The sequence below is a fragment of the Roseateles sp. AC306 genome (assembly GCF_979253795.1).
In genome coordinates, this window is record NZ_CEEDEB010000006.1 from 167,271 (window position 1) to 186,909 (window position 19,639).

Genomic DNA, 19,639 nt, shown 5'->3' on the forward strand with positions numbered 1-19,639 from the left:
GATGCCGTCCCACACCCTGGATTCCGCCCTCGCGCCCGCCACCTCCACCGAGCCCTCGTCTCCGACCGACTCGGCCCGGCAGCGCCTGCGCGGCCTGTCTTTCCACCAGTGCCTGCTGGCGGCGTTCCTGCTGATCACCGCCGTGCTCGGCGGCGCTGCGGCCCAGGCGATGTTTGCGCTGGAGCATGTCGCGCTGCAGGGTCGCCAGGCCTCGCAGGACGCGGCTGCGCTGACCGCCCAGGGCCAGCGCCTGGCCGAGCGCACCGTGGCCATGGAGCGCAGCGCGCGCCAGTTCCTCGTGCTCGACGACGCCAGCCTGCGCGACCGCTATCAGGCGGCCTGGGTCGACGCCAAGGCCACGCAGTCGGTGCTGACGGAGCTGATGCCCGATGCCGCCTCGCAGCAGTTGTTCAACGACTGGGCGGCGCAGGCCGACGCGGCATGGCGCGTGCTGCAGAACCCCGGCCTTGCCCGCAACCGGGCCGCCGCGCTGAAGCAGCTGACGCCGGTGTTTGCCCACCTGCATCGCCTCAACGACGCGCTGGCCGAGCGCAGCCAGCACGCCATGGACCGCCGCAGCGATGCCGTGCTGGCCGAGCTGGAGCAGCAGCGCCGCCTCATCAGCGCGCTCGTGCTGGGCGCCATCGCGCTGGCCGGTGTGCTGGCCTTGGGCTTTGGCCATTGGCTGCTGCGGCCGCTCTCCCATGTCGAGGCCGCCATCAACCGCCTCGGCGACAACCGCTTCGACGAGCCCGTCGTCGTGCGCGGCCCGGCCGACCTGCGCCGGCTCGGCCGCCAGCTCGAATGGCTGCGCCAACGGCTGGCGACGCTGGAGTCCGACAAGACCCGCTTTGTGCGCCACATCTCGCATGAGCTGAAAACGCCGATGGCCTCGATCCGCGAGGGCGCGGCTTTGCTGCGCGAAGGCGTGGCCGGCCCGCTGACGGCCGACCAGACCGAGATCGTGCGCATCCTCGGCGACAACAGCGCGGCACTGCAGGGCCAGATCGAGGACCTGCTGCGCTACCAGACGCTGGCGTCGGATTCGCAGCAGCTGCAGCGCCGGCCAGTGGACGTGGGCGCGCTGCTGACGCGCGTCGCAGCCGACCAGCGGCTGCTGTGGCAGGCCAGGGGGCTGACGGTCTGCATCGATGCCGAACCCTGCACGACGGTCGCCGACGGCGAGAAGCTCGGCGTCGTGCTGGCCAACCTGCTCGTCAACGCGGTGCGCTTCAGCCCGCCCGGCGGCGTCATCTCGCTGGCGCTCGCTCAGGCCGATGGCAAGGTGCGCATTGACTGCATCGACGCCGGCCCCGGCGTGGCCGTCGAGGATGCGGACCGCATCTTCGACCCCTTCTACCAAGGCCGGAACCAGGCGCCCGGCGCCCGCCGCGGCAACGGCATCGGCCTGTCCATCGTGCGCGAGATCGTGCAGGCGCATGGCGGCACGTGCCGCCTGCTGCCGAGCGAGCGCGGCGCCCATTTCCGCATCGAGATTCCCCATGCGAAGACTGCTTGAAATTGCTTGTGTGCTGCTGTTGGCGCTGCTGAGTGCTTGCCAGACGCCGCCGCCCGCTCCCGCGCCGCCACCGCCTGCGCCGGTCTGCCCCGAGCCGCCTCCACCGCCGCCCGAGATCGAACAACTGAAGGCCGTGCTCGGCACTGTCGAGGAGCTGCGCAAGGCCTTTGCGTTGAGCCAGGGCCGCAGCAGCGCCGACCTGGCCCAGGCCGCGGCGCAGCTGGATGTCATCTCCAGTGACGCGCAGGCCGCCGAGCCGCTCAAGCCGCTGGCCGCGCTGCTTTCCGCTCGCCTCGCCGAGCAGCGCCGCCTGCAGGACAACGTCGACAAGCTGACCCAGCAGCTGCGAGACAGCCAGCGCCGCAACGAGCAGCTCAACGAGAAGCTTGAAGCCCTCAAGGCCATCGAGCAGACGCTGCCCGCCAAGCGCTGAGGAGACCGCATGACCACGCAAGCCACCATCCTCCTCGTCGACGACGACGCCGACCTGCTGCGCCTGATGACGATGCGCCTCACCGCCGCCGGCCACGCCGTGCAGGCCGTGGCCAGCGCCGAGGCTGCGCTCGCGCACCTTGCCGTGCGCCTTCCGTCTCTCGTCATCACCGACGTGCGCCTGCCCGGGCTGGACGGCCTCGCGCTGTTCGACGAGGTGCGCAGCCGCCACCCGTCGCTGCCCGTCATCCTGCTCACCGCCCACGGCAGCATCCCGGACGCCGTCGAAGCGACGACCCGCGGCGCGCATGCCTACCTGACCAAGCCCTTCGACGGCAAGGAGCTGCTGGCCAAGATCGCCCAGGCGCTGCGCGTGAATGCGCCCGGCCCGGCACCGGCATCGGGCGGCGACGGCAGCTGGCGCCGCGAGATCATCAGCCGCAGCCCGCGCATGGCCGAGGTGCTGGCCGAGGCGCGGCTGGTGGCCGCCACCGATGCCAGCGTGCTGATCTGCGGCGACAGTGGCACCGGCAAGGAGCTGCTGGCCCGTGCGCTGCACAACGCCAGCCCGCGTGCGGCCAAACCCTTCATCGCGGTGAACTGCGGCGCCATCCCCGAGGCGCTGCTGGAGTCCGAACTCTTCGGCCATGTGAAGGGCGCCTTCACCGGCGCGCAGGGTCATCGTCAGGGCCTGATCCCGGCGGCGCATGGTGGCACGGTCTTCCTTGACGAGATCGGCGACATGCCGCTGGCCCTGCAGGTCAAGCTGCTGCGCGTCTTGCAGGAGCGCGTGGTGCGGCCGGTGGGCAGCAACGAGGCGGTGGCGGTGGACGTGCGCGTGTTGTCCGCCACCCACCGCGACCTCGACCGGGCCATGGCCGAGGGCCAGTTCCGCCCCGACCTCTACTACCGGCTCAATGTCGTCAAGCTCACGTTGCCACCGTTGGCCGAGCGCCGGGAGGACATCGCGCTGCTGGCTCAGCACTTTTTGCAAACGCTGGCCGAGCGGCACCGCAAGCCGGTCAAGGGCTTTGCGCCCGATGCGCTGGAGGCGCTGGTCACGGCGCCGTGGCCCGGCAATGCGCGCCAGCTCTACAACGTCGTCGAGCAGGTCTGCGTGCTGGCCACCGCGCCGCTGGTGCCGCTGGCCCAGGTGCAGCGCGCGCTGCAGATGCCGTCGGCCGACGTGCTGAACTACCAGCATGCCAAGCAGCGCTTCGAGCGCGACTACCTGAACCAGTTGCTCAAGCTCACTTCGGGCCACGTTGCCGAGGCCGCACGGCTGGCCGACCGCAACCGCACGGAGTTCTACCGCCTGATGCAGAAGCACGGCCTGGACCCGCAGCTCTTCCGCACCGACGCCGACCCCCTAGCTGCCGCGTCGGCTTTTGGCGACAGCAAGTTGTCAGGCGAATCAAGCACTTAGGGCGGTCCTGCGGGGACCCGTCGCCGCACGGCGACAAGAACCTGGCCCGGGATGGCCGTGGGCAGCACCTCGGGAGGCGGATCTGAAGCTAAGTCATTGAAATTCTTAGGAAATCCTGAGCTGGCACACCCCTTGCGCTAAGCCTGTTCGTGGTGCCATCCGGCATCGCTTTTTGATTCAAGCAATCCTCAGGAGATCTGCATGCAAGCATCCAACCTCGTCCGTCTGCTGTCCGCCGCCCTGATGGCCTCCGCCGCCACCGCTTCCTTCGCTGCCGACCCCGCTCCCGCCCCGGCCCCGGCCGAGCCGGTCGTCGCGCAGGCGCAGACCGGGGATGCCGCCGTCACGACCCAGGCCGCTGCGGCTCTGCAGCAGGACAAGGATCTGCAGGCCCTGCCGCTGACCGTCAGCAGCACCACCGCCGGCGTCGTCGTGGTCAAGGGTTCTGCCCCCAGCGCCGAACTGGCCCAGAAGGCCATCAAGGTCGTCCAGGCCGTGCCCGGCGTGAAGGAAGTGCGTAACGAGATCAAGGTCGGCTAAGGCGACGCCGAATAAGTCCCCGCGATGCAGCGCGCCCTGGTTTGGGATGGGCTGCAAGGCGCAAACCGCAGCCATAGCTCGGCTATGGCGAGGCTGAGGCCGGACACAAGCGGCGCGCCGCTTGTGCCTGCCGAAGGGCCAAGCCTCTGGCTTGGCGCGGCCTGCAAGGCTTGCAACGCAGCAGGCCGCCCAAAGCAGGGATGCGCTGCGCGCGAGGGGCTTGTTCAGCGTTGCCCAAGCCCCGCCACCTTCGATCTCAGGCCCCGCGCGCCCACGCGGGGCCTTTTTGCGTCTGGCTCAGCAGCGGCTGTTGTTCACCAGCGCCTGCAGCCCAGGCTGGTTGAGGATGCGCAACTGCCGCTGCTTCACCTCCATCAGCCCCTCGTCCTGAAACTTGGAGAAGGCGCGGCTGACGGTTTCCAGCTTCAGCCCGAGATAGCTGCCGATCTCCTCGCGCGTCATGCGCAGCACCAGGCTGGACGGCGAGAAGCCGCGTGCCTGCAGTCGTTGCGTCAGGTTCAGCAAGAAGGCGGCGAGCCGTTCCTCGGCGCGCATATTGCCGAGCAGCAGCATCACGCCGTGGTCGCGCACGATCTCGCGGCTCATGATCTTGTGGAAGGAGTGCTGCAGCGCGGTGAACTCGCGCGACAACTCTTCGAGCTGGTCGTAGGGAATGACGCAGACCGACGAGTCCTCCAGCGCCACCGCGTCGCAGTGGTGGTGGTCGCTGCTGATGCCGTCCAGGCCGAGCAGCTCGCCGGCCATCTGGAAGCCCGTGACCTGGTCGCGGCCGTCCTCGCTGCCGACGCAGGTCTTGAAGAAGCCGGTGCGCACCGCGTACAGCGCTGTGAAGCGCTCGCCGTTGCGGAACAGATGCTCGCCACGCGGCACCGTGCGGCGCTTGTCGACCAGCCCCTCCAGCTGATCCAGCTCCTTGGCATTCATGCCCACCGGCAGGCACAGCTCGCGCAGATTGCAGCTGGCGCAGGCGACCTTCAGCGGCTCGATGGCGGGCGCGGCGGCCATGTCGGAGTTGGTCGGCATGGTCATCGCGCGAGGCAGGGGAGTCAGCATGGGTTGGATTCTTTGCCAGAAGACCCGCGCGGCCCTTGACCTGGATCAAAGCCCGCCCGTGCCTGTCTCGGCACAGTGACGGCATGGCTGCTGTAACCGACCGCTCCCTCGACGCCGACCTTCTTGAAGCGAACATGCGCCGCCACGACGTGGCTGGGCCGCGCTACACGTCCTACCCGACGGCGGACCGCTTCGTCGAGGCCCACCAGGGCGCCCAGCACCTGCAGGCGCTGCGCCAGCGCGGCACGGCCCAGCCGCTGTCGGTCTATGTGCACATCCCGTTCTGCGAGCAGCTCTGCTACTACTGCGCCTGCAACAAGATCATCACCAAGCACCACGAGCGCGCCGCGCCCTATCTGGACGCGTTGGCCGTGGAGATGGAGCTTGTCGCCGAGGCCTTGGGTGGCCCGGCGCCGGTGTCGCAGCTGCACCTGGGCGGCGGCTCGCCGACCTTCCTGTCCGACACCGAGCTGACCTCGCTGATGGACCTGCTGCGCCGCCGCTTCAAGCTGCTGCCGGGTGCCGAGCTGTCCATCGAGGTGGACCCGCGCACGGTCGACCAGCAACGCCTGGCTCATCTGCGCCAGCTCGGCTTCAACCGCCTGTCCTTCGGTGTGCAGGATTTCGACGCCGCCGTGCAGAAGGCCGTGCACCGCGTGCAGCCCTTCGAGCAGGTCGCCCAGCTGATGAGCCAGGCCCGCGAGCTGGGCTTTGCGTCCACCAACGTCGACCTCATCTACGGCCTGCCGCTGCAGACGCCGGCCAGCTTTGCCCGCACCATCGAACAGGTCGCCCAGCTGCGCCCCGACCGCATCGCGATGTATGCCTACGCCCACCTGCCGCAGCGCTTCAAGCCGCAGCGCCGCATCGTCGCCGAGCTGTTGCCCCCGGCCGGTGACAAGCTGGCCATGCTGTCCGGTGCCATCAGCGCGCTGCTGGGCGAGGGCTATGCCTACATCGGCATGGACCACTTCGCGCTGCCGGACGACCCGCTGGCCATCGCCAAGCGGCAGGGCCTGCTGCACCGCGGCTTCCAGGGCTATTCGACGCAGCCGGACTGCGACCTCGTCGGCCTGGGCGTGTCGGCCATCAGCCGCGTGGGTGCTACCTACGCGCAGAACGCCAAGACGCTGGAGGAATACGAGGACGCGTTGCACCAGCGCCAGCTGCCCGTGCAGCGCGGCCTGGCGCTGACGCGCGACGACCTGCTGCGCCGCGCCGTCATCATGGCGCTGATGTGCCAGGGGCGCGTGGAGTTCGAGCCCATCGCGGCGTCCTACCTCGTCGACGTACCGGCTTACTTCGCGCCCGAGCTGGCGCGGCTGTCGCAGCTGGCAGGGCAGGGCCTCGTCGTGCTGGAGCCCGGTGCCATCCAGGTCACGCCGCTGGGCTGGTATTTCGTGCGTGCCGTGGCGATGGTGTTCGATCGCTACCTGCAGGCCGACGCGTGCCGGGAACGCTTCTCCAGGATCATCTGATGGCGCTGGATGCCGCGCTCGTCGCGTCGGCCACGCTGATGGGTCTGGCCGGCATGCCGCACTGCGCGGCCATGTGCAGCGCGCCCTGCGCGCTGGCCGGCGGCAAGCGGCCTGCAAAGCTGCTGGCCGGGCGGCTGCTGGGCTACGCGGCCGGCGGCGCGGTGGCGGCAGCTTCGGCCGAAGCGATCTCGCGGGCAGCCCAGAGCGTCACGCTGCTGCAGCCCGCCTGGGCGCTGCTGCAGGCGGCGCTGCTGCTGTTCGGCCTGACGCTGCTTGCGCGTGGCCGGGCGCCGGCGTGGCTGGGCGCCATTCGCTGGCGCCCGCAGCCGCGCCATGCCTTTGCCACCGGCATGGCGTGGGTGGCCATGCCCTGCGGGCTGCTGCATGCGGCGCTGTTGCTGGCCGGGTTGTCGGGTTCGCCCACCAGCGGTGCGGCAGCGATGGCCGGCTTTGCGCTGGCGAGCACGCCGGGCCTCGTCATCGTGCCCTTGTGGCGGGCCAGACTGCTCAAGCACGGTGCGGGCGGTGACGTGCTGGCGTTGCGACTGGCTGGTTTCGCACTGGCCCTGGGCGCGGGCTGGGGACTGGCGCACGGCGTGTGGCAGAGGCTGCTGCTGGTGTGCTGAGGCGGCCATAAACTCGCCGGGTTTCGTCTTTGCTCGCTTCTTTGCGAAAGCCCACGCCCATGTCCCAACACATCACGGTGCCTGAAGGCGGCCAGAAGATCACGGCCAATGCCGACTTCTCGCTGAACGTGCCCAACAACCCGATCATTCCCTTCATCGAAGGCGACGGCGTCGGACTGGACGTCACGCCCGTCATGCTGAAGGTGGTCGACGCGGCCGTCGCCAAGGCTTACGGCGGCGCCCGGCAGATCCACTGGATGGAGGTCTACGCCGGCGAGAAGAGCACGCGCCTCTACGGCCCCGATGTGTGGCTGCCCGCCGAGACGGTGCAGTCCGTGAAGGACCACCTCGTCTCCATCAAGGGCCCGCTGACCACGCCCGTCGGCGGCGGCATTCGTTCGCTGAACGTGACGCTGCGCCAGGAACTGGACCTCTACGTCTGCCTGCGCCCGGTGCGCTATTTCAACGGCGTGCCCAGCCCCGTGAAGGAGCCGCACAAGGTCGACATGGTCATCTTCCGCGAGAACTCGGAGGACATCTACGCTGGCATCGAATACGAAGCGGGCAGCGACAAGGCGCAGAAGCTGATCGCCTTCCTGCGCGATGAACTGGGCGCCAACAAGATCCGCTTCCCGGAGACCTCGGGCCTGGGCATCAAGCCCGTCAGCCGCGAAGGCACCGAGCGGCTGGTGCGCAAGGCCATCCAGTACGCCATCGACCACAACAAGCCCAGCGTGACCATCGTCCACAAGGGCAACATCATGAAGTTCACGGAAGGCGCCTTCCGTGACTGGGCCTATGCGCTGGCGCAGAAGGAATTCGGCGCCGAGCCCATCGACGGCGGCCCGTGGTGCCGGCTGACGAACCCCCATACGGGCAAGTTCATCACCATCAAGGACGTCATCGCCGACGCCTTCCTGCAGCAGATCATCCTGCGCCCGGCCGAGTACAGCGTCATCGCCACGCTGAACCTGAACGGCGACTACGTCTCCGACGCGCTGGCCGCGCAGGTCGGCGGCATCGGCATCGCCCCGGGGGCCAACATGAGCGACTCCGTCGCCATGTTCGAAGCCACCCACGGCACCGCGCCCAAGTACGCCGGCAAGGACTACGTGAACCCGGGCTCCTCGATCCTCTCCGCCGAGATGATGCTGCGCCACATGGGCTGGAAGGAAGCCGCCGACCTCATCATCAGCGCGATGGAAAAGTCAGTGCTGAGCAAGAAGGTCACGTATGACTTCGCGCGGCTGATGGATGGGGCGACGCAGGTGTCGTGTTCCGGGTTTGGGCAGGTGATGATCGACCAGATGGAATGACGGCTGCGGGCTCTTATGCTGCGCGGCAGCACCTGAGGAGCTCGCATGGATCTCGACAACCAAGGCCTTGCCACCCGCCGCGCCGTGCTGGGCGACGCCTATGTCGACGCGGCGCTGGACAAGGTCACGCCGTTCACCGAACCGCTGCAGGAACTGGTCACCCGCCATGCCTGGGGCAACACCTGGCAGCGGCCGGGCTTGGACCTGCGCACGCGCAGCATCGTCACGGTGTCCATGCTGGTGGCGCTGGGCCGCATGCAGGAGTTGAAGACCCATGTGCGCGGCGCGCTGAACAACGGTGTGACGGTGGCAGAGCTGCAGGAGATCTTCCTGCACGCCAGCGTCTACTGCGGATTCCCGGCGGCGGTGGATGCGTTTCGCGCTGCCGCAGAGGTGGTTGACGCCGCACCATGAAAAACGCCGCTGGCAGGCGACTGCGCAGCGGCGTCATCACAGGGGCCGGAGCCCCATCGTGACGTGACGATCAGCTGGCCAGCGACTCCAGCGCCGCATTGAACGTCGCGCTCGGGCGCATCACCACATCCAGCTTGGCCACGTCCGGCAGGAAGTAGCCGCCGATGTCCGCCGGCTTGCCCTGGACTTCCTTGAGCTCGGCCGCGATCTTGGCTTCGTTGGCGGTCAGCGTGTCGGCCAGCGGCTTGAAGCGTGCGGCCAGCTCGGCGTCCTCGGTCTGCTCGGCCAGCGCCTGCGCCCAGAACAGCGTCAGGTAGAAGTGGCTTCCGCGGTTGTCGATCTCGCCCGTCTTGGCGCTGGGGCCCTTGCCCTTGTCCAGCAGCTCGCCGGTGGCCGTGTCCAGCGCCTTGGCCAGCACCTTGGCCTTGGCGTTGCCGGTCTTGATGCCCACGTCCTCCAGGCTCACTGCCAGGGCCAGGAACTCGCCCAGCGAATCCCAGCGCAGGTGGTTTTCTTCCACCAGCTGCTGCACGTGCTTCGGTGCCGACCCGCCGGCGCCCGTCTCGTACATGCCGCCACCGGCCATCAGCGGCACGATGGACAGCATCTTGGCCGAGGTGCCCAGCTCCATGATGGGGAAGAGGTCGGTCAGGTAGTCGCGCAGGATGTTGCCGGTGGCGCTGATGGTGTCTTCGCCGCGGATCACGCGCTCCAGCGTGTAACGCATCGCACGCACCTGGCTCATGATCTGGATGTCCAGGCCGTCGGTGTTGTGCTCATGCAGGTACATCTTGACCTTGGTGATGAGCTGCGCCTCATGAGGGCGGTAGGCGTCCAGCCAGAACACCACCGGCATGCCTGAGTTGCGGGCGCGCGTGACGGCCAGCTTGACCCAGTCGCGGATGGCGGCGTCCTTGCACTGGCACATGCGCCAGATGTCGCCCTGCTCGACGTTCTGGCTCATCAGCACCTCGCCGGTGGCGAGGTCGGTGATGTTGGCCACGCCGTCTTCCGGGATCTCGAAGGTCTTGTCGTGCGAGCCGTATTCCTCGGCCTGCTGGGCCATCAGGCCGACGTTGGGCACGGTGCCCATCGTGCGCGGGTCGAAGGCGCCGTGCCATTTGCAGAAGTTGATGATCTCCTGGTAGATGCGGGCGAAGGTCGACTCGGGCATCACGGCCTTCACGTCCTTGAGGCGGCCGTCGGCACCGTACATCTTGCCGCCGCTGCGGATCATGGCCGGCATGGAGGCGTCGACGATGATGTCGTTGGGCGAATGGAAGTTGGTGATGCCCTTGGCCGAGTCCACCATCGCCAGCTCGGGGCGGTGCTCGTGGCAGGCGTGGAGGTCGCGCTTGATCTCTTCCTGCTTGCTGGCCGGCAGGCTGGCGATCTTGGTGTACAGGTCAACCATGCCGTTGTTGACGTTGACACCCAGCTCCTCGAACAGCTTGGCGTGCTTCTCGAACGCCTCGCGGTAGAAGATGCGCACGCAGTGGCCGAAGACGATGGGGTGGGACACCTTCATCATGGTGGCCTTGACGTGCAGCGAGAACATCACGCCGGTCTTGCGCGCGTCCTCGATCTCCTTTTCGTAGAAGGCTAGCAGCGCCTTCTTGCTCATGAACATGGAGTCGACCACCTCGCGGTCCAGCAGCGAGACCTTGGCCTTCAGCACGATGGCCTTGCCGCTCTTGGTGATGAGCTCCATCTTCACGTCGCGCGGGCGGTCCATCGTCATGGACTTCTCACCGTGATAGAAGTCGCCGTCATGCATGTGCGAGACGTGCGAGCGCGAGGCCTGGCTCCACTCGTCCATGCGGTGCGGGTTCTTGCGGGCGTATTCCTTGACGGCCTTGGGCGCGCGGCGGTCGGAGTTGCCTTCGCGCAGCACCGGGTTCACGGCCGAACCGATGCACTTGTTGTAGCGGGCGCGGATGTCCTTCTGCTCGTCCGTCTCGGGCTTCTCGGGATAGTCCGGGATGTTGTAGCCCTTCTCCTGCAGCTCCTTGATCGCGGCCTTGAGCTGCGACACCGAGGCGCTGATGTTGGGCAGCTTGATGATGTTGGCCTGCGGCTTGAGCGTCAGCTTGCCCAGGGCGGCCAGGTTGTCGGGTGCGCGCTGCTCTTCGGTCAGCAGTTCGGGGAACTGGGCCAGCACACGGGCGGCCACCGAGATGTCGCTGGAGACGACGTCGATGCCCGCCGACGCCGCGAAGCGCTTGACGACCGGCAGCAGCGAGGCCGTGGCCAGGCGGGGCGCCTCATCGGTCAGGGTGTAAACGATCTGGGTCTTTTCGGCGGTCATGAAGCTGGTCCGGTAGGTGAGGAATCCGTGCGGCGCTGGAGCGCGGGGCGGCGGCGCGCGAGCCTGTAACTTTAGCAAGCCGAGTCGGGTTGCCGCCGTCCGGGCCTTCGCCGCGCTGCTGGCCGGCCCGTGCTCGCTACGATGTCTCGCCATGCTGCACCGCATCGACGAAGAGATCACCTTCCGCAAGCTCGAGATCCTGCTGGCCTTCATGGAGAGCGGCAATCTCGCGCGGCCTGCTGTCGCTGCTGGCCGCCTGCCGCAGCCATTCGGCGGAGCGGCAGGCGAAGGCCCGGCGGTGACGGCGGGGATCACCCTCACCCTCGCGGCCAGCACGCATTCGGGTGCTCGGGCATGCGAGCCACTCTGCAACACACAGGCCCAGCACATGCCCGTTTGGGACGGCAAGCCATGACCCCGATTCAGCAATGGCAAGCAACCCGCAGCCTGCGCCTGCTGCTGCAGACGCTGCGCGACTTGATGGTCTCGATGGGGCCGCTGCTGCTGCTCGGCGGCGGCCTGCTGGTAGCGGCCTACTGGTGGCTGGATCCGCAGCCGCCGCGCCAGGTGAGGCTGGCCACCGGCCCGGCGGGAAGCGCCTACGCCAGCTTCGGCGAGGGCTATGCGAAGGCGTTGGCACGCGAGCACATCCAGGTGGCGCTGATTGCCAGCGAAGGCGCGCAGGACGATCTGGCCCATCTGCGCGCGGGCACAGCCGACGTGGGCTTCGTGCGCGGTGGCATGGCCGATCCCGTGGCTGATACCGAGGCTGGCATCGTCTCGCTGGGCAGTCTGTTCTACGAGCCGATCTGGATCTTCTACCGCCGCGATCTCGCCATCGTGCGCCGCCAGCCCGGCGGCGGACTTCAGCGCCTGGACCAGCTTCGTGGCCTGCGCGTCAATGTGGATCAGGACGGCAGCGGTGTACCGCAGATCGTCGAGAAGCTGCTGGCGCTGAACCAGCTGAAGCCGACCGATCTGCGGCTGTCCAATCTGGCGCCCGACGCCGCAGGTGAGGCACTGCGCCAGGGCCGGCTGGACGCTGCTGTGCTGATCTCGGCACCGCAGGCCGGCCTGATCCGCGCGCTGCTGCGCGACCCGGCCGTCGCGCTGATGGCCTTTGAGCAGAATGAGGCCTATTCGCGCCTCCTGCCCTTCCTGTCCACCGTGAGCCTGCCGCGCGGCGTGGTGGACCTGGCGGCCGATCTGCCGCCGCAGGACGTGCCGCTGCTCGCCACCACCACCGCATTGCTGGCGCGCGAGCGGACGCACCCTGCGCTGCGCCAGCTGTTCGCGCAGGCGGCCCTGGGCCAGCACAGCGAGGCCGGCTGGTTCAATGGCGCCCGCGACTTCCCCAACACCCGCACCAGCGAGCTGCCGGTCAGCGCCGAGGGCGACCGTGCGATCAACGGCACGCCGCCGGCCTGGGCGCGCTTCCTGCCCTTCTGGGCCGGCAACCTGCTGGAACGCATGTGGCTGGTGATCGGCGGCCTGCTGGTGCTGATGTTGCCGCTGTCACGCGTGGTGCCGCCGCTCTACACCTTCCGCGTGCGCTCGCGCGTGTTCCGCTGGTATGCGCGGCTGCGCGAGGTGGAAGCAAAGCTTGAAACCGGCGCTGGCGAGCGCGTCGCCTTGCTCGACGAGCTGGACGAGCTGGACCGCGTCACACACCGCATCGCGGTGCCGCTGTCCTATGCCGAAGAGCTTTACGCACTGCGCAACAACATCCATGCGGTGCGCAAGCGCCTGCTGGCGCAGCGGTCGCGGCCAACGGACGGACAGACCGACTAGGGCCGACCTCCGGTGCGCGTCGGAGTCATTCGACAGGGAAACGTGTCTGCTGCAGTCGGTTTCGACGGGCGGGCGCAGCCACCGAATTCCCACGGAGAGGGTTTACACACGACCGCTGCGGCCAGCGCAAAGGTCGCCAGGCGAGGTGATGGATCGCCCGAGGGGGCCTCGCACACGCCGGCATTGGCTGCGGCGGCAACGACGTTCGCTCAAGCCCTCGCGGCGGCCGCGCTTCGCCCGCGATGTGGCGCGAGCGCCATCCGGCGATTCCTGTCCGCTCAGTCGATGAGTTCGAGGGGCCGGAGGGCGTGCTGCGCTGGGTGGCGCAGCAGTCGGAGTCGCTTTTTGCCTGTCAGGACGTCAGAGGCTGCTGCTGCTGCTGTTCAGCGGCGAGCGCCGCAGCTTCCATCGGCGTGATGTTCTGCGCCAGTTGGCCCTTAGGGCCCTGCACCAGCTCGAACTGGACCTGACTGCCCTGCTTCAGCGTCCGGAAACCTTCCATCTGGATCGCCGAAAAATGGGCGAAGACATCATCGCCGCCGGCTTCGGGCTCGATGAATCCGAAGCCCTTGGCGTCGTTGAACCACTTGACTTTGCCCAGTGCCGTCATGTTGTCTCCATATTTTTAGCACCTCCCTGAAGAGGCGGACGAGATTCTGGTGACGCAAACAAAGGCGTCAATTCGGGACCTTACCGGCCGGGTTGACCCTTGGATATTGAGCAGGTTCGCGCTTGCAATTTCGCGCTGCGTCGCCAAGTGCCCGCAGTCGGCGAGGGAAACACCCCGTCGATAGAATCCCGACATGCCTGTGCTCCCCGTTTTTTCTCCGCTAAACCAGTCGACTCCGCCTCCGCCCGTGCCTCCTCTGAAGCCGGGCAAGGACGAAGGCGACGGGGCGGTCGTCGTTGAGCGCCAGACGCAGAAAACCGAGCCGCCGCGGCTCTACCAGGTGCTGCTGCTGAACGACGATTTCACGCCAATGGAGTTTGTTGTCATGGTTCTGCAGGAATTTTTCCGGCATGACCTCGATACGGCGACGCAGATCATGCTCAAAATCCACCACGAGGGTCGCGGGGTCTGCGGTGTCTTCACCAAGGACGTCGCCGCAACCAAGGTGGAGTTGGTACTGGCCGCCTCCCGGCGTGCCGGCCATCCCCTGCAGTGCATTATGGAGGCCGCATGATTGCGCAAGAGCTTGAAGTCAGTTTGCACATGGCGTTCGTCGAGGCACGCCAGCAGCGGCACGAATTCATCACCGTCGAGCACTTGCTGCTCGCGCTGCTGGACAACCCCAGTGCCGCCGAGGTGCTGCGCGCCTGCGCAGCCAATCTCGATGACCTGCGCAAGAGCCTGACGCAGTTCATCAAGGAAAACACGCCGATGGTGGGCGGCAGCGATGAGGTGGACACCCAGCCCACGCTCGGCTTCCAGCGCGTCATCCAGCGGGCCATCATGCATGTGCAGAGCACCGGCAGTGGCAAGAAGGAAGTGACCGGCGCCAACGTCCTTGTCGCCATCTTCGGCGAGAAGGACTCGCACGCCGTCTACTACCTGCACCAGCAGGGCGTCACGCGCCTGGACGTCGTCAACTTCATCGCCCACGGCATCAAGAAGACCGACCCGGAGCCGCCCAAGGCGCCCGAAGGCCAGCCCCAGGGCCAGGAAGGTGAACGCGAGGAAGGCGAGGGTGCCAGCGCCAAGGCGTCGCCGCTGGAGCAGTTCACGCAGAACCTGAACCAGCTCGCGAAGGACGGCAAGATCGACCCGCTGATCGGCCGCGAGGCCGAGGTCGAGCGCGTGGTGCAGATCCTCTGCCGCCGGCGCAAGAACAACCCGTTGCTGGTCGGCGAGGCCGGTGTTGGCAAGACGGCGATCGCCGAGGGCCTGGCCTGGAGGATCACCGAAGGCGAAGTCCCTGAGGTCCTCGCCGACTCCGTCGTCTATTCGCTGGACATGGGCGCGCTGCTGGCGGGCACCAAGTACCGTGGCGACTTTGAGCAGCGCCTGAAGGCCGTGCTGAAGTCGCTGAAGGACCAGCCCAACGCCGTGCTCTTCATCGACGAGATCCACACGCTGATCGGCGCCGGTGCGGCCTCGGGCGGCACGCTGGACGCAAGCAACCTGTTGAAGCCGGCGCTGTCGAGCGGCCAGATGAAGTGCATCGGTGCGACCACCTTCACCGAGTACCGCGGCATCTTCGAGAAGGACGCGGCGTTGTCGCGGCGCTTCCAGAAGATCGACGTGCCCGAGCCCTCGGTCGAGCAGACCATCGAGATCCTGAAGGGGCTGAAGAGCCGCTTCGAGGAGCACCACTCGGTCAAGTACGCGCTGGGCGCCCTCCAGGCGGCGGCGGAGCTGTCGGCCAAGTACATCAATGACCGCCATCTGCCCGACAAGGCCATCGACGTCATCGACGAGGCCGGTGCCGCCCAGCGCATCCTGCCCAAGAGCAAGCAGAAGAAAACCATCACGCGCGTCGAGGTGGAAGACATCGTTGCCAAGATTGCGCGCATCCCGCCCGCATCGGTCAACAGCGACGACCGCAGCAAGCTCAAGACGCTCGACCGCGACCTGAAGAGCGTCGTGTTTGGCCAGGATCCGGCCGTCGATGCGCTGGCCGCTGCCATCAAGATGGCGCGCTCCGGCCTGGGCCGCCCCGAGAAGCCGGTGGGCTCCTTCCTGTTCAGCGGCCCGACGGGCGTCGGCAAGACGGAAGTGGCCAAGCAGCTCGCCTACATCCTGGGCATCGAGCTGATCCGCTTCGACATGTCGGAGTACATGGAGCGCCACGCCGTGAGCCGCCTGATCGGTGCGCCTCCGGGCTACGTCGGCTTTGACCAGGGCGGCCTGCTGACCGAAGCCGTCACGAAGAAGCCGCACGCGGTGCTGCTGCTGGACGAGATCGAGAAGGCCCACCCGGACGTCTTCAACGTGCTGCTGCAGGTCATGGACCACGGCACGCTGACTGACAACAACGGGCGCAAGGCCGACTTCCGCAACGTCATCATCGTCATGACGACGAATGCGGGCGCGGAGGCGCTGAACAAGGCCACCATCGGCTTCACCAGCTCGCGCCAGCAGGGCGATGAGATGGCCGACATCAAGCGGCTGTTCACGCCCGAGTTCCGCAACCGGCTGGACGCCATCGTGTCCTTCCGTGCGCTGGACGAGGAGATCATCCTGCGCGTGGTGGACAAGTTCCTGCTGCAACTCGAAAGCCAGCTGCAGGAGAAGAAGGTCGAGGTCAGCTTCTCGGACGCGCTGCGCAAGCAGCTCGCCAAGAAGGGCTTCGACCCCCTGATGGGCGCGCGGCCGATGCAGCGCCTCATCCAGGACACGATCCGCCGTGCGCTGGCCGACGAACTGCTGTTCGGCAAGCTGGTCGATGGCGGCCGTCTCAGCGTGGATGTCGACGACAAGGGCGAGACGGTGCTGGACATCCAGCCCACACCGCCCAAGCCGGCCAAGGACAACAAGCCCAAGGCCGAGCCAGCCACGACCGCCTGAGCCTTGCCGCTCTGAGCAGAAAGGGACGCCTCGGCGTCCCTTTCTTTGTTCAGGCTGCCGGGTCCTGCCTGAAGAAGCCGGCCAGCAGCTCGTACATCGCCGGCTCCTCGGCGCGCATCGCGGCCGGGGCGACGAAGAAGGCCTCGACGGCCACCGCGAAGAACTCCTCGACGGCCTCGCCGCCATAGGGGTCGATCAGCGTTTCCTCGCCGGCGTCGATGCGATTGCAGAAGCTCTCCCACTCGGCGTCGATGACGGTGATCCAGCGCTCGCGCTCGTCGGCGTCCAGCGGCGGCACGCCATCGGCCAGGCCGTCGCGCATGTCGATGACGTGGGCGAACTCATGGATGACCACATTGAAGACCGCGTCTGCGCCGAACTCCGCTGGGTCGTCGCTCACGGCAACGGCGTTCCAGGCCAGCATCAGCGGGCCGCCTTCCATCGCCTCGCCGGCCAGTTCCTCGTCGTACTCGTGGACGATGCCGTCTTCGTCTTCGAAGCGCCGCTGCGCGACGACCTCGCCCGCGTGCATGACGATGCCGACAAAGCCGTCGTACCAGCTCAGGCCAAGATGCAGTACCGGCAGACAGGCCTGTGCCGCTACGGCGACGGCGACCTCGTCGGTCACCTCGAAGCCATCGACGCCGTGGAACTCCTTGGTCGCCAGGAAGAGGCTGGACAGACGGCGCAGCTCGGCGAGGTCGTCATCGCTGCGCTGGGCCAGGAAGGGGTAGCGCATCAACGTGAGTTGCCACAGCGCGTCGGGAATGGCGTGGCGCTCGACGGCGCGCTGTTCGCGCCAGCTGCGCAAGGCTTTCAGGATCACAGCGGGAGGCGCTGCAGGCCGGCGGCGGAGAGGCGGATTACGTCACCGCGCGATGGCGTGGCGTCGAGGTCCCAGTCGGACAGCACGACGCGCTGGAGACCATCGCCCAGCTCATGCTCCGCGGGGCGGTGGGTGTGGCCGTGGATCATCGTTCTGGCGCCGGCTTGGGCTAACAGCGCGCGGCAGGCGCCGTCGTCGAGGTCGGTCGACATCAGCTGCGCCGCCTGCGATTTGCGGCTCTGCGCGCGGGCCTGGCGGCCAAAGGCCTGGCGGTCTGCTAGCGGTTTGCACAGGAATTCGGCCTGCCATGCGGCGGATCGGCTGGTCGCGCGCCAGGCCTGATAGGCCGCATCGTCCAGGCATTGCGCATCGCCATGTGCCAGCAGCCAGCGCCGGCCGAAGGCATCCAGCACGGTGGGGTCGGGCAGGGCGGTCATGCCAGCATCCGCCAGCAATTCCGCACCCACGAGGAAGTCGCGGTTGCCAGGCATGAAGAAGAGGTCCAGGCGCTGCGACGCGTTGCGCAGCAGGCGCGCGACGCCGGCCTCGAAGGGCTCATGACGCGCGTCGTCGCCGACCCAGACCTCGAAGATGTCACCAAGCAGCAGCACCGCTTGCGCGGGCGTCTCGACGAGATGCTGCTCAAGCCGGGCGAGCGTGCCCGGCGTGTCCGGCCCGAGGTGCAGGTCGGACAGCAGGTCGACCTGCTGCCACTGCGCCGGGGCCGTCAGCGTGTGGATCAAACCTCGACGGCTTTTTCGATGATGACGTCTTCGACCGGCACATCGCCGTGGCCGCCGCGCGTGGCGGTCTTGACCTTCTCGATCTTGTCGACGACGTCCTGGCCTTCGATGACCTTGCCGAAGACGGCATAGCCCCAGCCCGACGGGCTCTCGGACTTGAAGTCCAGGAAGCCGTTGTTGGTCGTGTTGATGAAGAACTGCGCCGTGGCCGAGTGCGGTGCGTTGGTGCGCGCCATGGCCAGCGTGTAGTGGGCGTTCTTCAGGCCGTTGTTGGCCTCGTTCTGGATCTGCGCGTCGGTGGGCTTTTGCTTCATGCCCGCTTCAAAGCCGCCGCCCTGGACCATGAAGCCCTTGATGACGCGGTGGAAGACCGTGCCGTCGTAGTGGCCCTTGCGGACGTAGCTGAGGAAGTTGGCCACGGACAGCGGCGCCTTCTCGGCGTCCAGCTCGATGAGGATGTCGCCGTGGTTGGTGGTGAGTTTGACTTGGCTCATTTTTTTGCAGGCTCGATGACGGCCTTGGTGATGAAGATGGGCTTGATGGGCAGGTTCTCGTGAACGCCCACCGCTTTGGTCTCGGCGGCGCGGATCTTGTCCACGACCTCCATGCCTTCGACGACCTGGCCGAAGACGGCATAACCGGTGCCGTTGCGGCCGACGCTGGCGTCGAGGCTGAAGGCGTTGTCGACGACGTTGATGAAGAACTGCGACGTTGCCGAATTCGGGTCGTTCGTGCGCGCCATCGCGACGCTGCCGCGCAAGTTGGACAGGCCGTTGCCCGACTCCAGCGGGATGGGCTGCTTGACCGGGCGCTGGTTCAGCTTCGCGTCATAGCCACCGGTCTGGATCATGAAGCTGGGGATGACGCGGTGGAATATGACGCCGTTGTAGTGGCCTGCCTTCACGTATTGCAGGAAATTGGCCACCGACTTGGGCGCCTTCTCGGCGTTCAGCTCGATGCGGATGTCGCCTTCGGTGGTCTGCAGCTTGACGGTCTGTGCAGAGGCACCGGTTGCGGCCAGCAGTGCGGCGAGTAGCAGGGCAGTCTTCATCATGGGCTTCAGCGTGTTGTCTTGTTGAGGGTGCCGGTCAGCGCCAGCGTGCGGCTGATCTTGCTGGACAGCAGCTCGCTGGGTGCGAGAGAAAGCTTCTGCGCCCGCTGGTAGGCGCGCAGCGCCAGGCGCATCAGCACATCGCCCAGATTCTCCTGCGCCTGGGCATGCTCGGGTTGCAGGCGCAGGGCCTGTTCCAGCGCGGCCTGGGCTTCGTCCAGCTCGCCGGCGGCGGCGTGCAGCACGGCGAGGTTGTTGTAGGGGTCGGCCAGGTCCGGGAAGTCCTGCGTCAGGCGCGTGAAGATGCCCTTGGCCTTGGCGTTCTCACCCAGTTCCATGCGCATGACGCCCAGCGCAAAGCGCAATTGCAGATCCTCGGGCGTGCGGGCGAGGGCTTGCTCGACCTGTGCGACCGCCTGCGTCTTCTGGCCGGCCAGCCACAGGCGCTGGGCGTCGGTCAGGTCGTCGGCACGGGCGGGTTTGATGGCCAATGCAGCGAGCAACGCGAGGGTGGTGAGGGGCAGGCGCATGAGGGTTGTAGCGGGGGGCGGCGTCAGGGTCGGCCGGTATACTGAAATCATTCTATG

Annotated in this window: 20 protein-coding genes; 12 read left to right on the forward strand and 8 right to left on the reverse strand. The window is 67.5% G+C overall.

The features are described 5' to 3' along the window. Window position 1: 1 nt before the first annotated feature. From AC0IZJ_RS14525 to AC0IZJ_RS14540, 4 genes are all read left to right on the forward strand, one after another. Entirely contained in the window at window positions 2-1,519 is a 1,518-nt protein-coding gene (locus AC0IZJ_RS14525; protein WP_471850910.1) for a sensor histidine kinase, read from the forward strand. Next, entirely contained in the window at window positions 1,503-1,952 is a 450-nt protein-coding gene (locus AC0IZJ_RS14530) for a hypothetical protein (RefSeq protein WP_471850913.1), read from the forward strand. The genes AC0IZJ_RS14525 and AC0IZJ_RS14530 overlap by 17 nt, the downstream gene beginning before the upstream one ends. A 9-nt stretch (window positions 1,953-1,961) precedes the next feature. Continuing rightward, window positions 1,962-3,377: a sigma 54-interacting transcriptional regulator gene (locus tag AC0IZJ_RS14535; protein WP_471850916.1), complete on the forward strand. Its 1,416-nt coding sequence runs from the start codon at window positions 1,962-1,964 to the stop codon at window positions 3,375-3,377. Window positions 3,378-3,578: 201 nt separating this feature from the next. Continuing rightward, window positions 3,579-3,917, forward strand: coding sequence for a BON domain-containing protein (locus tag AC0IZJ_RS14540; protein WP_471850919.1), 339 nt, complete (start codon window positions 3,579-3,581; stop codon window positions 3,915-3,917). Between the two features lie 297 nt (window positions 3,918-4,214). Here AC0IZJ_RS14540 and fnr read toward each other — a convergent pair whose 3' ends face one another. Beyond that, a complete protein-coding gene (gene fnr, locus AC0IZJ_RS14545; RefSeq protein WP_471851181.1) occupies window positions 4,215-4,943 on the reverse strand; it encodes a fumarate/nitrate reduction transcriptional regulator Fnr in 729 nt (242 codons plus the stop codon). A gap of 131 nt (window positions 4,944-5,074) precedes the next feature. Between fnr and hemN the strand changes: the two genes are divergently transcribed. From hemN to AC0IZJ_RS14565, 4 genes are read left to right on the forward strand one after another with little or no spacing between them, the layout of a single operon-like run. Continuing rightward, the gene (gene hemN / locus AC0IZJ_RS14550; RefSeq protein WP_471850922.1) at window positions 5,075-6,469 is read left to right on the forward strand and encodes an oxygen-independent coproporphyrinogen III oxidase; all 1,395 of its coding nucleotides are present in this window, start codon (window positions 5,075-5,077) and stop codon (window positions 6,467-6,469) included. Then, window positions 6,469-7,095 carry an urease accessory protein UreH domain-containing protein gene (locus AC0IZJ_RS14555; protein ID WP_471850925.1) on the forward strand — a complete coding sequence of 209 codons (627 nt, stop codon included), beginning with the start codon at window positions 6,469-6,471 and terminating at the stop codon, window positions 7,093-7,095. Before hemN ends, AC0IZJ_RS14555 begins: the two co-directional genes overlap by 1 nt. Window positions 7,096-7,154: 59 nt before the next feature. Next, a complete protein-coding gene (gene icd / locus AC0IZJ_RS14560; RefSeq protein WP_471850928.1) occupies window positions 7,155-8,411 on the forward strand; it encodes an NADP-dependent isocitrate dehydrogenase in 1,257 nt (418 codons plus the stop codon). A 45-nt stretch (window positions 8,412-8,456) separates the two neighbouring features. Next, complete coding sequence (locus tag AC0IZJ_RS14565; protein WP_471850931.1) at window positions 8,457-8,825, forward strand: carboxymuconolactone decarboxylase family protein; 369 nt, start codon at window positions 8,457-8,459, stop codon at window positions 8,823-8,825. Between the two features lie 70 nt (window positions 8,826-8,895). Here AC0IZJ_RS14565 and AC0IZJ_RS14570 read toward each other — a convergent pair whose 3' ends face one another. After that, on the reverse strand, window positions 8,896-11,133 hold the full coding sequence (locus AC0IZJ_RS14570; RefSeq protein WP_471850934.1) for an NADP-dependent isocitrate dehydrogenase: 2,238 nt from the start codon (window positions 11,131-11,133) through the stop codon (window positions 8,896-8,898). A gap of 151 nt (window positions 11,134-11,284) precedes the next feature. Between AC0IZJ_RS14570 and AC0IZJ_RS14575 the strand changes: the two genes are divergently transcribed. Next, window positions 11,285-11,548, forward strand: a complete 264-nt coding sequence (locus AC0IZJ_RS14575) for a hypothetical protein (protein ID WP_471851196.1) — start codon at window positions 11,285-11,287, stop codon at window positions 11,546-11,548. Continuing rightward, a complete protein-coding gene (locus AC0IZJ_RS14580; protein WP_471850937.1) occupies window positions 11,545-12,924 on the forward strand; it encodes a TAXI family TRAP transporter solute-binding subunit in 1,380 nt (459 codons plus the stop codon). Before AC0IZJ_RS14575 ends, AC0IZJ_RS14580 begins: the two co-directional genes overlap by 4 nt. Window positions 12,925-13,276: 352 nt before the next feature. Here the strand turns inward: AC0IZJ_RS14580 and AC0IZJ_RS14585 are convergent, their stop codons facing one another. Further along, a complete protein-coding gene (locus tag AC0IZJ_RS14585) occupies window positions 13,277-13,534 on the reverse strand; it encodes a cold shock domain-containing protein (RefSeq protein ID WP_471850940.1) in 258 nt (85 codons plus the stop codon). Window positions 13,535-13,727: 193 nt separating this feature from the next. On the opposite strand from AC0IZJ_RS14585, the gene clpS reads away from it, so the two are divergent. Both clpS and clpA read left to right on the forward strand, forming a co-directional pair. After that, complete coding sequence (gene clpS, locus AC0IZJ_RS14590; protein WP_457426945.1) at window positions 13,728-14,108, forward strand: ATP-dependent Clp protease adapter ClpS; 381 nt, start codon at window positions 13,728-13,730, stop codon at window positions 14,106-14,108. Beyond that, the gene (gene clpA / locus AC0IZJ_RS14595; RefSeq protein ID WP_471850943.1) at window positions 14,105-16,432 is read left to right on the forward strand and encodes an ATP-dependent Clp protease ATP-binding subunit ClpA; all 2,328 of its coding nucleotides are present in this window, start codon (window positions 14,105-14,107) and stop codon (window positions 16,430-16,432) included. Before clpS ends, clpA begins: the two co-directional genes overlap by 4 nt. 49 nt (window positions 16,433-16,481) lie before the next feature. Here the strand turns inward: clpA and AC0IZJ_RS14600 are convergent, their stop codons facing one another. From AC0IZJ_RS14600 to AC0IZJ_RS14620, 5 genes are read right to left on the reverse strand one after another with little or no spacing between them, the layout of a single operon-like run. Beyond that, complete coding sequence (locus AC0IZJ_RS14600) at window positions 16,482-17,255, reverse strand: M90 family metallopeptidase (RefSeq protein WP_471851184.1); 774 nt, start codon at window positions 17,253-17,255, stop codon at window positions 16,482-16,484. Then, window positions 17,255-18,001, reverse strand: a complete 747-nt coding sequence (locus AC0IZJ_RS14605) for a UDP-2,3-diacylglucosamine diphosphatase (protein WP_471850946.1) — start codon at window positions 17,999-18,001, stop codon at window positions 17,255-17,257. The genes AC0IZJ_RS14600 and AC0IZJ_RS14605 overlap by 1 nt, the downstream gene beginning before the upstream one ends. After that, on the reverse strand, window positions 17,998-18,495 hold the full coding sequence (locus tag AC0IZJ_RS14610; protein ID WP_471850949.1) for a peptidylprolyl isomerase: 498 nt from the start codon (window positions 18,493-18,495) through the stop codon (window positions 17,998-18,000). The genes AC0IZJ_RS14605 and AC0IZJ_RS14610 overlap by 4 nt, the downstream gene beginning before the upstream one ends. Further along, a complete protein-coding gene (locus AC0IZJ_RS14615) occupies window positions 18,492-19,052 on the reverse strand; it encodes a peptidylprolyl isomerase (protein ID WP_471851187.1) in 561 nt (186 codons plus the stop codon). Before AC0IZJ_RS14615 ends, AC0IZJ_RS14610 begins: the two co-directional genes overlap by 4 nt. A gap of 8 nt (window positions 19,053-19,060) precedes the next feature. Continuing rightward, complete coding sequence (locus AC0IZJ_RS14620; RefSeq protein WP_471850952.1) at window positions 19,061-19,582, reverse strand: tetratricopeptide repeat protein; 522 nt, start codon at window positions 19,580-19,582, stop codon at window positions 19,061-19,063. Between the last annotated feature and the right edge of the window lie 57 nt (window positions 19,583-19,639).